The following is a 14,156-nucleotide window of genomic DNA, read 5'->3' as shown; positions in this document are numbered from 1 at the left end:
CCCCCCACAACCCCACCCACCCCCAAGGACCCGAACCCACCCACCGTCACCGACGTCCTCCAATCCCTCCTCAAAACCATCGGCCTGTAGCCGCTGAGGGCTAGTCGCGGGGGGTGGGGCGGACGAAGGGGAAGGCCAGGGTGGAGCGGATGTTTTGGGCGGTGAGCATCATCATGATGCGGTCCACACCGAGGCCGAGGCCGCCGGTGGGGGGCATGGCGTATTCGAGGGCGGTGAGGAAGTCCTCGTCGAGGGACATGGCCTCGGGGTCGCCGGCGGCTGCTTTCAGGGACTGGTCGGTCAGGCGGCGGCGTTGTTCGATCGGGTCGACGAGTTCGGAGTACGCGGTGCCGATCTCGGCGCCGAAGGCGACCAGGTCCCAGCGCTCGGCGAGCCGTGGTTCGGTGCGGTGGGTGCGGGTGAGCGGTGAGGTTTCGAGCGGGAAGTCGGTGTAGAAGGTCGGCAGCGTCGTGGCCGGTTCGACGAGTTCGTCGTACAACTCGAGGACCAGTTCGCCGGCGGTCAGTTCGAACGTGGTGTGTACGCCGTGCGCCGAGCAGACCTCACGCAGCAGTTCGACCGGCGTATCGGCGTCGATCGACGTGCCGGTGGCGCGGCTGACGGCTTCGTGGACGGTGACGACCGGCCAGTCGCCGGAGATGTCGATCTCGCCATCCGGCCGCTGCACGACCGGCTTGCCGAACACCGCGGTCGCGGTCTCGATCAGGAGTTCCCGGGTGAGCTCACGCATGACGTGATAGTCGGCGTACGGCTGGTACGCCTCGACCGAGGTGAACTCCGGGTTGTGCGTCGCATCCGCACCCTCGTTGCGGAAGTTCCGGTTCAGCTCGAACACCTTCCCGAGGCCGCCGACGCTGAGCCGCTTCAGGAACAGTTCCGGCGCGATCCGCAGGAACAGTTCGGTGTCGTAGGCGTTGATGTGGGTCGCGAACGGCCGCGCGTTCGCCCCGCCGTGCACCGCCTGCAGCATCGGCGTCTCCACCTCGATGAACCCGCGCGCCTCGAAACCGTTGCGCAGGGCCCGTACGGCGGTACTGCGGTGCTGCATCATCCGCAGCGAGTCCGGGTTCATCACCAGGTCGAGATGCCGTTGCCGGACCCGTGCCTCGGGATCGGTGAACCCCTTCCGCTTGTCCGGCAGGGGATGCAGGCACTTCGCCGCCATCAGCCAACTCGTCACCGCGATCGACAGTTCACCGCGCCGGCTCGTCACGACCTCCCCGGTCACGCCGACGTGGTCGCCGATGTCCACCAACCGTCGCCAGTGATCGAGCGCTGCCTCTCCGCAGGCGTCTGCCGACAGCATCACCTGCAACTGGGCCAACCCGTCCTGCAACTCGGCGAACGCCAGCCCGCCGTGGTTCCGCATCCGCATCACCCGGCCAGTGACCGAGACGGTGAAGCCGGTGCGATGATCAGCCGGCAGGTTGGGGTACAGCGAGCGGACCCGTTCCAGCGTCTCCGTCCGCGGCACACTCACCGGATACGGATCGATGCCAACGGCAACAAGCTGGGCCAGCTTCGACCGGCGGATCTGCTCCTGCTCGGTCAGCTTCCGATCCGGCACAGCGGGTCGCAGCAGCTCTTCCTCCTGCGCCCGTACGGCGGCCGCGAACCGGCCACCGTCCGCCGCCATGATCGCGTGCCGCTCAGCCGTTTCCGCTGTGTCGACACGCGTCCACGGCCGCGGCGCCGGCAGGAACCCTTCCGCGGTGCCGGCCGCCAGCAACACCTGCGCCAGCGACCCGCCGCGCGAGTAGCAGATCAGCCGTGGCGACCAGCGCGGCAGGTACTTCTCGTTCGACTGGTACAGACTCTCCAACTGCCAGAACCGCGACGCCGTCGTCAGGAGTGCGTTCGTCAACCGCAGCACCGGCCCGGCCCCGACCCGTTCGGCGTCGCTGAAGATCTCCCGGAACATCGCGAAGTTCAGCGAGATCCGGTGCACGCCGAGGTCCCCAGAGGCGTCGACCAGCGACGTGACCATGAACTCCATCAGGCCGTTGGCCGACTCGGGATCCCGCCGCATCACGTCCAGCGACACACCCCGGACACCCCACGGCACGAACGACAGCAGCCCGCGCACCGCTCCGTCGGCGTCGCGCGCGATCACCATCACGCACCGCGCGTCGGCCGGATCGCCGAGGCGACCGAGCGCCATCGAGAAGCCACGCTCGGTCTGCGTTCCCCGCCACTTCTCGGCCAGATGCACGTACTCCGCCAGCACCTCGGGTGCCAGATCCCCGTGCCGGACCACCTCCGCGTGGTATCCGGCCCGCTGGACGCGGGTGACCGCCTGCCGGACCGGCCGCATCGTCCGGCCCTCGAGGGTGAAGTCGGCCACGTCGATGATCGCCTCGTCGCCCATCGACAGGGCACGCAGGCCGGCGTCGACGTACGCGTGTGCCGCCTCCTCGCTCGCCGACAGCACCGCGGGGGACCAGCCGTACGTGCGCGCCTCGGCGAGCCATGCCTTGATCGCGCCGGGCCACGCCGCCGGATCGCCCAGTGGATCGCCGCTGGCCAGGCTGACCCCGTTGACCACGCGATACGCGATCGCGGCGTCCTTGCCGGGGGAGAAGATGACCGCCTTGTCCCGGCGGGTGGCGAAGTACCCGAGCGAGTCCCGTTCCCCGTGCAGCAGGAGCAGGCGCCGTACGTCGAGTTCCTCGGACTGGGTCAGGTAGCGGACCCGCCGGACCGAACGCAGGAAGATGGCGAACGCGATCACCAGGGAGGCGGCGGAGATCGCGCCGACCGTCAGGCCGATCCAGCCGTGGCCTTCGTGGCCGCCCAGCTTGCTGCGGGACTGGCCGAGGGCCGCGATGACCGCCCAGCCGATCTTCTCCCGCTGACCGGTCAGCGTCTTCGGGAAGACCTGGGTCAAGGTGATGCTGACCGCGATCGAGATCAGCAGGCCGGCCACCAGCGCACCGATCGCGAGCCGCCGGGTGCCGGGAGCCAGCCGGGCCGGGAACGCGCCGCGGATCTTCCACAGCAGCGCGATGATCGCGGCCACCACGATCACCTGGACGATGCCCCACTCCAGGTCCTGGACGGTGGCCGGGCCGAAGTCCCTGAGCAGTTCGGTGTCGTTCGGGTTCGCCAGCCGGACGCTGGTGAAGGCGACGGCCGCGGTCTGCGCGATCAGCCAGAGGGCCTCGAACACCCACAGCACCCAGAGCAACGCGGCCCGTTTGCCGCGCAGCAGCGCGCTGCCGACGACGGCGAGGTAGACGGCCGAGAAGAACGTGTGGCCGGCTGGGATCCCGAAGAAGTCGAAGGCCTGGTCGACGCGCTTCACGTACGCCGGGGCGAACAGGTGCAGCGGGATCGCGATGAACGACCAGACCGAGGCGACCACCACGACGCGGCCCACCCAGACGGCAGCACGGTGCTGCCATTGCGGGACCGCCGCCTCTACCTGTTCCGAGCGCACCCCGCGATCATCCCACTACTGCGCCGCCGAGTCGGTCGTGCTGGCACTACCGTGAAGGTGTAGCTGAGTCGACAGTCAACGCCTTGGGTCGTGTGCGACCCTGGCGGGCATGGTGGCCGTCCCGTATCGCTTGATGCGCAACGTGATGATCGCCGCCGCCGTGCTGTACTGCAGCCTGCTTCTCGAGGCGGTGGCCGGCTACCCGCTCGACATCCACGCGTCCTTCCTGAGCGAGCTCGGTGCCCGCGACCAGCCGACCAGTCCCTATGCCCGCGCTCTGGACCTCGGTGCAGGCGTACTGCTCCTGATCGCCGCCATCCTCGGCCGGCCCGCGGCCCGGATGAATCGAGACGTCGCGGGCCTGCTGATCAGCGCCGCGGTCTTCGGCGCCGGAACCCTGTTCGACTCCTTCTCTCCGATGGAGTGCGCGCCGTCACTGAGCGAATCCTGCAGAGCGGCCGAGACGACGGGCCAGGCGAGTACGGCGTTGCTCCTGCACGAGATCACCTCGACCATGGCCGGCGTCGGCACCGTTACCATGGGAATCTTCGCGGTGCTCGTCCTGCGTCGTTCCGGCTGGGGTGGTGTCTGGGGCGGCCTGGTTGCTGTACTCGCCGCCGGTGTGGTGGTGACGCAGGTCTGGCTCGGTATCGAGACCGGAGTCGAGGTGCTCACCGGTGACGACCTGCATGCGCCAGGCATCCTCCAACGGGTCTCGATCCTCCTGGTTTGTCTATTTCTGGCGACATTGTTGCCAGGCCTGAGGCAAACTTTCCTTCGATGACAACAACCTGGATCGTCCTGCCTGGCCTGGCTGAGACTCCGGAGGAGTTCGCCCGGGTGGTCGAGCTGTTGCCGGGTCTGGACCTCCGGGTGATCGATCCCTGGCGTACGCCGGTCACGTCGAGTGTCGACGAGTTGCGTACGGCGGCCGGCGTACCGGCGGACGCGGAGATCGGGTTGATCGGCCACTCGATCGGCGGCCTGGCCGTCCTGCGCTGGGCGGTGACGCGGCCGTTGGAGGTGTCCCAGCTCGTGCTCGTCGACACCAGCCTCACGTCCGAGACCGGCTGGCGCTGGCTGTACCCGGGGACCCTCGGCAATCGGGTCGTGCGTGCGGTCCTGCGGTTCCTCGGCCGGGTCGGCGTACCGCAGCTGTTCGGTCCCGCCGTACGACGGTTGAGTGTCCGCATCGGCAGTGCGAAGAACCGGGATCTGTTGTCGAAGGCAACGGCACGGAAGCGGTACGGCGACGCGCTGTCCTGGCTGCTGTTCTGGGACGAACTGGCGAACAGCTGGGAGCTGGCGGCCGAGGTCGACACGCTGGTCGCGGGCCGGGTGGGCGAGGTCGCGCCCGCCACCTTCCTGGTTGCCACCGGCGGAACCTCCCGCTTCACCGCCGACCGCTGGCTGGCAGGCCAGCGCCGGCTGGCCGACGTGCTGGCCGGCACGGTCGAGATCCTGCGCGATTCTGCCCACCTGGTCCATTTGGACCGCCCCGACGCCATCGCCACCGCCGTGCAGCGGTGACCCTTCCGCCTCGGGTCAGGCAGTGCTGGTGAGGGCGGGGGTGGGGAGTTTGCGCTGCCAGACCTCGTCGAGGGCCATACGCATGGCGCCGGTGACAACCGCGTCCTCGGCCAATGCGGAGAGCTCCAGCTTCGGGTGGTTCAGGGTGAGCAGCCGCAGTTCGTCGGAGATGGCGTCGAGCAGCACGGCGCCCGCCCGGGCGACACCGCCACCGATCACCACCGCAGTAGGATCCAGCACGAGTACGGCGGGGGCCAGCGCCCGAGCGAAGGCCCGAGCGACCTGCTGTACGACGGCTTGAGCCACCGGGTCCCGTTCTGCGGCAGCAGCGAACACGTCCGCCGTGTCCAACTGCCCGCCACCCAACTCGGCCAGTCGGGAGTTCGGGTGGTCGAGCGCTGCCTGGCGGCCGAGCGCGGCGATGGCCTCTGAGCTGACCGCGCGCTCGAGCGGTCCCCGGCTGTCTTCAGGGTTGATGACGTCGTCCGGCCCGGTGGCGATGAAGCCGATCTCACCGGCGGCACCTGTGCCGCGGTGCAGGCGGCCGTCGATCACGATGCCGGCGCCGAGCCGCTCACCCCACTGCACAGCCAGCAACGTGCCGGTGCCACCACGTGCGGCGGCAATGGCCAGCGCGGCAAGGTTGGCGTCGTTGTCGAGCATCACCGGGCAGTCGAGCATGCTGCGGACGTGCTTGGTCAGGTCGATCGCGGACCAGCCCGGAACACTCGGGACCAGCTGCACGCGGCCGGTGTGCTCGTCCACGATGCCAGGGCTCGCGGCGACCGCGGCAGCGATGTCTTCGGCAGGCACTTCGGCCTCGGCGAGTGCCTCGGTGATCACCTCGCTGATGACTCCGAGCAACTCCTGCGCGCTCCAGCCCGGGCCGGAACGCCGTACCAGGGAGAGCTTGCGGCCGGCCAGGTCGGAGACGCCGACGGTCACCCGGTGCGGCCCGACGTCCAGGCCCAGCACCGGCGCCGCGCGGCCGCGCAGTGAGACCCGGATGGCCGGGCGGCCGAGTGAGCGGTCCGCGGAGTCGGGTCCGTGTTGCTGCAGCCAACCGGCGTCCAGCAACTCGTCGACGGCCTGGGCGACGGTCGGTCTGGCCAAACCGGTGCGCTCGACCAGTTCGGCGACACGCAGCGGCGCGGGCGCGGAGCGGCGTACCGCGTCCAGGACCGCGGCGACGTTGATCCGCCGCAGCATCGTCGTACCGCCGCCGACCGTTCCCTTGCTCATGTCCGACCCCTTGCCTGCCACTCACCCATCCTATATAGAAAGCGAGCGTTCATAAATTACCTATGTCCCACGCCGACGGGCGGTCTCCGAATCGTTCGTCGACACCTATCACCCTCCGGCCGTCCCGCGTTCCCGCACACGCAGCAGTGCCGGAATCGGACCGGCTCCTGGTCCGGAACAGCACGGTCAATCCTGCAGAACGGTCCGGGCGAAACTGCTCAGTGCCTCCCGGTCCGGCTGCTGCGTCTTGGTCATCAGGCTCGCCACATGTTTCTCCACGGTCCGGGGCGAGATGTGCAGCCGGGACGCGATCGACTTGTTGCCGATCCGGTCCACGAGCAGCCGGCAGACCTCGTACTCGCGGCTGGTGATCCCGAGCTGACGCAGATGCGCCGGCACCTGTTCGATGCCGCTGCGGCGCTGTGACACCGTCGCGCCGAGCTGACGCAGCAGGCTGCGGCACGCACTCGCCACGGCCGGGATCTCCGCGGTGTGGAAGTAGTCCTCGGCCTGCCGCAGCCAGGCCACCGGCTCACCCCAGCCGTCAGCGTGCGCGGGCTCGGCGATCAGCCGCAGACCCAGATGCCGCGCCATCGGGTAGAGCGACGCCGTCTCCAGCGCCTCCATCACCTTGGCGTCGGCCGCCTCGACCTGACCGTCCCGTCCGAGCAGTACGGCGTGGGCCAGCTGGACGAACTGCTTGTTCCACCGCATCCCACTGGCCGCCGCCGACGTGATGGCCTCGAAGTGCGCCCAGCTGTTGCGGCCGGACAGAACGCCGAGGAGCAACCCCAGCCCGTACTTCCCCGACGTGTGCAGGGTGGTCGGGTTCTGAGCGTCGTACGCGAGTGCCTGGGCCATCTCGGAGTCGGCCAGTTCGCGGTTCTCCTCCAGCAGCGCGCAGAACGTCCGCGCGAGCCCGTAGGAGTACGGCAGTTCGTACGACGCCCGCTCGCCACCCCAGTTGGCCGCCTCGGCCAGCGTCTCCTCCATCGCCGTACGACGTCCCCGATGCGCCTCGAGGATCGCCTTGGTGGACAGGAAGTACGTCGCCGAGCGGCCGAGTCGGAGTCGCCGGGTCACCTCCAGGCACTCGTCGATGATGACCGCGGCCTTGTCGTACTCGGACCGCAGGATCGCCTGCTGGCCGAGGATCCCGTCCACCTCGTAGGCCAGCGGGATGGCGCCGATCCGCAACGCCTGCTGCCGGGCGCGTTCGAGCTCGGCGATGCTGCCGTTGGCGAGGCAGATCGTGCCGGCCTGGAAGATGTGCGAGCACACGCGCTGGAACGTCATGTTGTGTTCCTCCGCGACCAGCCGGGCGCGGTGGAAGTAGTCGATGGACCGGTCCAGGTCGTGCTCACGCGACAGGATGCCGAGCAACTGCAGCGCGTCGCACGCGACCGCGGGCAGGTTGGCGCGCTCGGCGGCCGCGGCCGCACGCGTGGCCAGTTCGGTCGCGGCCTTGAGCCGGCCGGGACTCGGACGAGCCAGCTCGAGGTGCGCGGCGATCGCGTCCACTGGTGCGAGATCGGCATCGCCGGCGTCGATGCCGAGCAGTGAACGGGCTGTCGCCACCTGGGTCAGAGCCGCCGACCACCGGCCGGCCATGTGCTCGAGGTTCGCCAGTTGCACGTGGAGTGCGGCGACCTTGCGGCTGTCCAGGTTGCGGTCGGCCATCTCCTCGATCGTCGCGGCGTGAGCCGTGCTGTTCTCGAACTGGCCGGTCTCACTCAGTGCGATCAGCAACGACCCGAGCACCTCGGCCCGGTAGCTGGTGTCCGGATCGCTTGCCAGCAAGGCGGTCGCGCGTTCCAGCAGCTTCACCGCCGACGCCATCGACCCTTCGTCGAAGGACCGCCGACCGGCGGTCGCAAAGAGTCGACCCGCCCGGGCCATGTCCCCACCGGTCTCCGCGAGCTCTGCGACCATCTGGCACCACTCACCGGGCAGCCCGGGGTGTAGCTCCTCGATCGCGTCCGCACACCGTCTCGCGAGTGTGGACCGTTCAGTCGGTGTCAGACCGGCCAGCAACGCATCAGCCGTCAATGGATGCCGGAACGCGTACCAGTCCGGCACCGGTTCGTCGGGTCCTACCAGCTGCGCTGCAAGGCCGGCGCGCAACGTGGCCAGCAGCAACCGCTCGTCAGTCCCAGTGGCTTTGCGTACGACGCTCAGCGGGAAGCGGTGCCCGATCACCGCAGCCAGAACCAGCAGGTCTCGGGACTGAGGTCCCAGCTGGTCGGTCCGGCTACTGATGCTCCTGACAACTGCTGCCGGAACGTTCGTCTGCAGCCCGTCCACTACCTGCACACTGCCGTCCGCCTTGGACAACAGCTGCCCGGACCTGCTCGCCTCCTGCAGTAGTTCCTCAACGATAAAAGGGATTCCGGCACTGTCCCGCCACAGTCTGTCGACCAATGCCTCGGGTACGCCGTCCGGCGGCACCTCCAGGCAGCCGGAAGCCAGCTCACCGACCTCCGCCCGGTCCAACGGCTGCAACTCGACCAAACGGGCAGACCCGCGTTGTGCGGACAGACGGGCGAGCTCGAAGGCCGCACAGGTCTCGGAGCGCAGTGTGGCGACCAGTGCGATCGGCTGTTCGTCCAGGTTGTCCAGCAGGTACTCGATCACCGCCAGCGTCTCCGGGTCCGACCCGTGCAGGTCTTCCAGCACCAGCAGGCAACCACGGTCCTTGCCGACCAGTGCAAGCAGTCGCAGAACGGCTTCACCGAGCACGACGGCCGAGGTGGCCGTGTCGTGCGCCGTACCGTCGTCCCAGTCCGGAACCAGGCGGCCGAGCACCTGACGGTAAGGACCGAGTCCTTCGGCGTCCGGCATCTCACCACGGCGGATGAGGGACAACAGGGCCTCGGTGAAGGGGCGGAACGCAACCATCGTGCCGATCGCCCCGACCCGTCCGCGCAAGGTGGCCATGCCGTCGTCCAGCGCTCGGGTGGTGCCGACTCCGGCCAGCCGGCTCTTGCCGATGCCGGGCTCGCCGACCAGGAAGACCGCACCTCCGTGACCGCCTCGGGCAGCGGCCAGCAGGCGGTGGAGCTGATCGATCTCCCGGTCTCTGCCGACCACTCTGGGCGCACGGGTCTGCATGCTTGCCAACTCTAACGACGTATCGCTGCCACCGCAGCGAATCGCACCGGTCGACCGGCCACCCCCCAGCGGACCGGTCGATCGGTGGGGTCAAACGCTTGCTCAGCTTTCGATCGTCGGCCAGGTGCTGGCCAGGTCGCTCGCGGCGACCGCGGCGGCGAAGGCACTCAGCCCGACGGTGCCGACGAGGGCCATCGCGCGGGCGCCGACCTTGGATCGGGTCGGCACCGTGATCGGGCCGAGCGGGTCAGGGCCGTCGGCCACCGGCCGGGCGCCGGGCTGCCCTTCGTGGTGCTGCCCTTCGTGGTGCTGCGCAGTGTGGTGCTGGGCGGTCATGCTGTCTCCCCTGTCGAAAGGATGGGCCTCGGCGCCATGGGTGGGCGCCTCGACCCGGCGGTCGGTTCGAGCAGCAGCACGGACGGAACGCGTTCGGAGAACGCCAGCCGGAGCAGGCCGTAGCCGATTCCCGCCAGACCGGTCAGCAGGCCTGGAGACGGAACCGATCGCGGTGTCCCGCACTGTGGTCCGTACTGCTGTACTGCTGCGAGCACCAGCCCGGCCCGGCGCCGCCGGACCGCCTCAACACCTGGGTGCTCACGTTCGGCGAGCCACACCAGTGGCTCCACCGCGCCGAGCTCGCCGTGACACAGACTCAGGTCGGCGAGCACCGGACGTTCGGTTGCGGCCCTCAGATAGGCGTCCAGGTCCGCAGGTACTCCGGCACTCAGCCGGGCCAGCGCGGTCCCGGCGTCACCAGAGCACCACCCGTGGCCGCCGGCGCGTTCCCGACGGTCCAGATCTGCTGCCGCTCGTGCGGCATCCATGTACTTGTCACCAGGTACGCCGTACTGACCGAGAGCCCAAGCGATTCCCTGGTAGCCGCGGGAGAAGCCGTGGTCCGGTGCGAGCACACCCCGGCGGAGTCCGAGCTCCACAGTGGTCACGAGCTCGTCCGCGTACCGCTTGGCCAGCTCGGCGGCGGTCTCGTTGTCCTGGATGGCTTGCATGGCGGCGAGTCCGCCGGCCGCGCCCTCGGCGTACGTCGGGAACCCGTCGGGCTGGAGTCGTCCGGTGAGCTCGAGGCAGGCGGCCAGCCAGTTGGAGATGTCGGAGTCGCCGAGCAGCGTGTGCAGGCGGTCGAGGCCGTAGCTGATGCCGCCTAGACCGTGCAGGCCCGGGCCGACGAGCTGTGCGGACTCCAGATCCGCCGCCAGGCCCTCCAGAAGCGCAGGGATCGGACGGATTGCGTCACGCGCCAGTTCGCAGTACTTCTGGGCCCCGGTCAGCACACCGACCTGTGCGAGGAAGAGCGCCGTACCGGTGTAGCCGTACGGAAGCCCTGCTCCCATTGGCCTGACGGCCCAGTGGTGGTCGTCGATGAGTTCCAGACCGAGCCAGTTCGCCGCGCCGCCGGGTTCGCTGTGGACCTGCGCCATGATCTCGTCGGCGATGTCCGTTGCGGCCGCGAGCAGGTGATCGGGGTCGGCCTCCGTGGCGCCGAGGCCGGGCCTGCCGGCCGTGGTGGAATGCACGATTGGCTCGGGCCTGGTGGCGAGTGTTGCGGAGATCAACCATTTCTGCCGGTGCTCGTCGATGTCGCTGAGTCCGGCGATCTTCGCCTCGACCGCAGCGAGGCCTTCGGTGGCCAGCACGTTCGGGATGCGGGTCCCGTCGGAGGCCCACACGTCACGGCTGTCCGGACGAGCGGTGAAGAGCGGTACGTCACCCGCCCACAGATCAGCCAGTTCGTACGGCACCACGTGATGCAGTGCCTCGTCGGCGTCCCACAAGAGGTCGAGGAGTCGACTGCGACCAGCCGCGTCCCTGAGCGCGTCCGGGTGCGTCGACTCGTCCAGGAGACCTGTGTAGAGGCTCGTACTGCGTGGCACGAAGCGGATCTGGTCCTTGGCGCAGCGGGCCAGCATTCCATCCGCGCCGATCAGCTCCTCACGGTGCCAGGCGATCGCCTCGTACGCAGCCCGGAATCCTGTGAGCAGCGCGATCTCGTGGTCCCGCGGTTCGACGGGGGCGCCCTCGAGCTGCGGCCGGTTCCTGGCGCCATTAGTCTTTCCAGGCCGCCTGACCAGGTGCATCGAGTCCAGGCCGGCGTCGGCCCACTCGACCACGCTGGAAGGTGTTGTCGCGTCGGCGTCGCCGCCCAGCCCGGACATGTCGGCCACGCCGTGCTCACCGCTGACGAGCAGTGGCAACAGCGCAGTGCGATAGACCGAGCTCAGCAGCGCGCGGTACGCGGGGTCACGGCTGAGCGCACCAGCCGGCGTGTGACTCGGCTGGAACAGTGTCTCGACGTCCACGAGGACCGGCTGCTCGCCAACAGCGATCAGGTTCTCGTAGTGCATGTCGGTGCCGTCCAGCACGTACAGCAGCGCCAGCAGAGCACCCTGCCGGTGGTAGAAGCGGCGTACTTCGGCCAAGTCGTTGCACGGCTGATGTACGACGTACTCCGACCAGCCGTAGCCGTCGCGGGGGAGCAGGCTGACGGTGCGGATGCCCAGCCCGGTCTTGTCGTTCAGCCAGTCGATCAGCTCGTTGAAGTGGCCGTGCAGGTCGAGCGGCCGCGGCTTGTAGACGACGCGCCGCCCGTCCGCGAAGGTGAGAGTCGCCGTGGCCCGGCCACCCCGGTGCGGATCGCCCGCCGGGTCGATCGCGGTCAGGGCCCCGGGATCGCGACCGTCCAGCAGTCCGGTGACGAGCAACTCACGGTCGTCGGCGAGTCGTGCCAGCAGTTCGAGGTGACCCTCGACGCCCTGCCGGCACGACTCGCCCAGGACCCGGGCCAGCACCGGGTATGCGGCCAGGAACTCCGCCAGCTCGCTCCCTCCGACGAGCCGGTGGGTGAAGTCCAGGAAACGTTCGGCCGGGGTGGCACCGGCCAGCTCACCGCGGTCGCGGGCGCGGGCCAGTTCCAGCACCAGCGTCCGCGACGCCAGCTTCACCAGCCGCAGTCCGAGCCGGTGCAGGAACTGCTCCGCCAGTACGCCGGTGTGCCCGGCGGCGGCCAGGTCACGGCGAGCGGAGGAGAGCAACGGCTCGAGGCAGCGCATAAGCGCCTGCCGCCAGTCGGACCCACCCGAAGCATCGTCAGCCCCACCTGATGTGTGGCCGGCGACGGCATCGGTCCCTGCGGGGCCGCGACCGGCGGCAGACGCGGTCTGATGCGTGCTCCGCTCGACGTACTCGGCCCAGGCGGGCGCGGACGTCGTCAGCTCGTGCGGGCGCATCCCGGCGGACCACCAGGCGTTGCCCTGGTCGGTCCGGGCCGGCCCGGCGGTCGCTGAGTTGAGCACGCGGACAGGCTGCCATCGGCGACCCACCCCAGACATGGGTAACGAGCCCCCATATTTCGCGAAAGGAGCGCCGGGAGTGCGCAGGCGGCACCCGCCGCGGGGTGACGACTGGGGGTTGACCACCCCGCGGCAGCAGCGCCCGGCCGGGTCGGCCTCTGGTGGAAGGCCGGCCCAGCTCAGGACGGGAGCGCTATGGCTCCCAGCTCTGGGTCTGCACTCGTCTTCGGCCTCCTCTGTCCGCGACATCCGGAAGGAACGCCGGGAACGATGCCCGAGCCGTCAACGGTCCGGCAAGACCTCCGAACCCCCATTTTCGGAGCGCCGTACGCCGGTCGGCAGGTGGGTGATCGGCACGCGGAACATGGGGGCCGAACACCCATGCGGGAACGACCGGAACGCTGCCACGGTGGACGGGTGCTCTCTCCTGTCGCTCCCGGACTGCCCGTCTCAGCGCACTCTGTGCTCGACGTCGTACCGCAGCTGCCCGGTCAGTCGGCTGCGGCCGCACTCAGGGAGACCGCAGAGGTGGCACAGGCTGCCGACGACCTCGGATACCGCCGGTTCTGGTTGGGGGAGCAGCACGGCGTCCGAGGCGTCGGTAGCGCGACGCCGGCCGTGCTCGCGGCTGTCCTGGCCGCGCGGACCGATCGGATCCGCCTGGGCGCGGGCGGCGTACAGCTGACCACGCACCGGCCTCTTGTCATCGCGGAGCAGTTCGCCGCACTGGCAGCGGCGTACCCGAGCCGGATCGACCTCGGGGTGGGGCAGCAGACCGGTGTGGTGCCCAGTACGGCGGCCGCACTCGGTGGCAGTGCCCGTGACAGCTTCCCCCAGCGGCTGGACGAGTTGTGTGGATTCCTGCGTGACGGACTGCCCGGGCGGGCGCCGGTCGGGGACGTACGGCTGTCACTGGCGGGTTTGCCGCCCCCTGTCTTCGTGCTGGCCGATCACCCGGGCGCCGCCGCGATAGCCGCCGTACGAGGCTTGCCTGTCTTTCTGACGCATCACTGTGCTGCTGCGACGACGCCTGCGGCTGTCGCGGCGTACCAGAACCACTTCGAGGCGAGCGGGCCCACGGTGAAGCCGTACCTCGCCGTGACGGTCGGTGTGGTCGCGGCGGACTCCGAGGAAGAGGCGATCGTCCGGTTCGCGGAGTACGTGCGGGTGAAGACCCGTCTGGCAGCTGCATCGCCACGAGCGACTCCCGCCGAGCTGATGGAACTGCTGGAGCCGCCGCTGACCGGTCGGGAGCGTGGCCGGGCGGACCGATTGCTGGACGATCCAGGCCACATCGTCGGCTCACGGGCCACTGTGGTGTCGGGACTGGGCCAACTGGTGGCAAGCACCGGGGCCGACGAGGTGATGCTGGTCCCACTGGCCTTCGACGGTCTGGTGCGGTCGGCCATCCTCCGCACCATCGCAGCGGGCCTCACACGTACGGTCCGCACGGTTCCACGCCACGCACCACCGCTCATCGCCACAGCCTGAATCTCCTGTTGCCGCGA

The 14,156-nt window shown here is 69.5% G+C and carries 8 protein-coding genes; 3 read left to right on the top strand and 5 right to left on the bottom strand.

Features of this window, described 5'->3' with window-relative positions; all coding sequences use genetic code 11:
• Positions 1–100: 100 nt before the first annotated feature.
• Entirely contained in the window at positions 101–3,460 is a 3,360-nt protein-coding gene (gene lysX, locus ACYVOK_RS03605) for a bifunctional lysylphosphatidylglycerol synthetase/lysine--tRNA ligase LysX (protein ID WP_460660771.1), read from the bottom strand.
• A gap of 109 nt (positions 3,461–3,569) precedes the next feature.
• On the opposite strand from lysX, the gene ACYVOK_RS03600 reads away from it, so the two are divergent.
• Together ACYVOK_RS03600 and ACYVOK_RS03595 are read left to right on the top strand one after the other, a co-directional pair.
• Complete coding sequence (locus ACYVOK_RS03600) at positions 3,570–4,244, top strand: DUF998 domain-containing protein (protein ID WP_460660770.1); 675 nt, start codon at positions 3,570–3,572, stop codon at positions 4,242–4,244.
• Positions 4,241–4,990, top strand: a complete 750-nt coding sequence (locus tag ACYVOK_RS03595; protein WP_460660769.1) for an alpha/beta fold hydrolase — start codon at positions 4,241–4,243, stop codon at positions 4,988–4,990. Before ACYVOK_RS03600 ends, ACYVOK_RS03595 begins: the two co-directional genes overlap by 4 nt.
• A 15-nt stretch (positions 4,991–5,005) precedes the next feature.
• On the opposite strand, the gene ACYVOK_RS03590 is transcribed toward ACYVOK_RS03595, so the two are convergent.
• From ACYVOK_RS03590 to ACYVOK_RS03575, 4 genes are all read right to left on the bottom strand, one after another.
• Positions 5,006–6,232: an ROK family transcriptional regulator gene (locus ACYVOK_RS03590; RefSeq protein WP_460660768.1), complete on the bottom strand. Its 1,227-nt coding sequence runs from the start codon at positions 6,230–6,232 to the stop codon at positions 5,006–5,008.
• Positions 6,233–6,418: 186 nt separating this feature from the next.
• Positions 6,419–9,343, bottom strand: a complete 2,925-nt coding sequence (locus ACYVOK_RS03585) for an ATP-binding protein (RefSeq protein WP_460660767.1) — start codon at positions 9,341–9,343, stop codon at positions 6,419–6,421.
• A 102-nt stretch (positions 9,344–9,445) separates the two neighbouring features.
• On the bottom strand, positions 9,446–9,679 hold the full coding sequence (locus ACYVOK_RS03580; RefSeq protein ID WP_460660766.1) for a hypothetical protein: 234 nt from the start codon (positions 9,677–9,679) through the stop codon (positions 9,446–9,448).
• Positions 9,676–12,651 carry a type 2 lanthipeptide synthetase LanM family protein gene (locus ACYVOK_RS03575; protein WP_460660765.1) on the bottom strand — a complete coding sequence of 992 codons (2,976 nt, stop codon included), beginning with the start codon at positions 12,649–12,651 and terminating at the stop codon, positions 9,676–9,678. Before ACYVOK_RS03575 ends, ACYVOK_RS03580 begins: the two co-directional genes overlap by 4 nt.
• Positions 12,652–13,065: 414 nt before the next feature.
• On the opposite strand from ACYVOK_RS03575, the gene ACYVOK_RS03570 reads away from it, so the two are divergent.
• Positions 13,066–14,139, top strand: a complete 1,074-nt coding sequence (locus ACYVOK_RS03570; protein ID WP_460660764.1) for an MsnO8 family LLM class oxidoreductase — start codon at positions 13,066–13,068, stop codon at positions 14,137–14,139.
• Positions 14,140–14,156 lie beyond the last annotated feature (17 nt).

The sequence above is a fragment of the Kribbella swartbergensis genome (genome assembly GCF_054784135.1).
This window is presented reverse-complemented; position numbering and strand designations above follow the sequence as displayed.